The sequence below is a fragment of the Paracoccus sp. S4493 genome, assembly GCF_000967735.1.
In the GTDB taxonomy this organism is placed as follows: Bacteria; Pseudomonadota; Alphaproteobacteria; order Rhodobacterales; family Rhodobacteraceae; genus Paracoccus; species Paracoccus marcusii.
The window spans coordinates 1-521 of sequence record NZ_JXYF01000319.1 but is presented as its reverse complement, the minus strand read 5'-3'; the positions used below and the strand labels follow the sequence as shown (position 1 = coordinate 521).

1 protein-coding gene is annotated in these 521 nt (G+C 69.3%); it reads left to right on the top strand.

The features are described 5' to 3' along the window. Positions 1 to 521 (top strand): sulfate ABC transporter substrate-binding protein (locus tag TW83_RS17405; RefSeq protein WP_045984050.1); only part of this gene is annotated, 521 nt, incomplete at both ends.

The window sequence follows — 521 nt, the reverse complement described above, 5'->3', positions numbered from 1 at the left end:
CGAGCTGTTCGAGGCGCTGAACCCCGTCTTTGCCGAGAAGTGGCAGGCCGATACCGGGCGCAGCCTGACCATCGACATGTCGCATGGCGGATCGTCGCGCCAGGCCCGCGCCATCCTGGAGGGGCTGCCGGCCGATGTCGTGACCTTCAACCAGGAGACCGACGTGGACGTGCTGGCGGAGGGCGGCCTCTTGCCCGAGGACTGGCGCGACGCGCTACCGAACGGGGCGTCGCCCTATTACTCGCTGCCCGCCTTCCTGGTGCGCGAGGGCAACCCCAAGGGGATCGAGGATTGGGACGACCTGGCCCGCGACGACGTGGCGCCCGTGTTCCCCAACCCCAAGACCAGCGGCAATGCGCGCTATACCTATCTGGCGGCCTATGCCTATGCGCTGGCGCAGAACGGCGGCGACCAGGCGGCGGCGCAGGAATTCGTGCGCGCCGTCTTTGACAACGTGCCGGTCTTTGACACGGGCGGGCGCGCGGCCACCCAGACCTTCGCCGAACGCGGCATCGGCGACG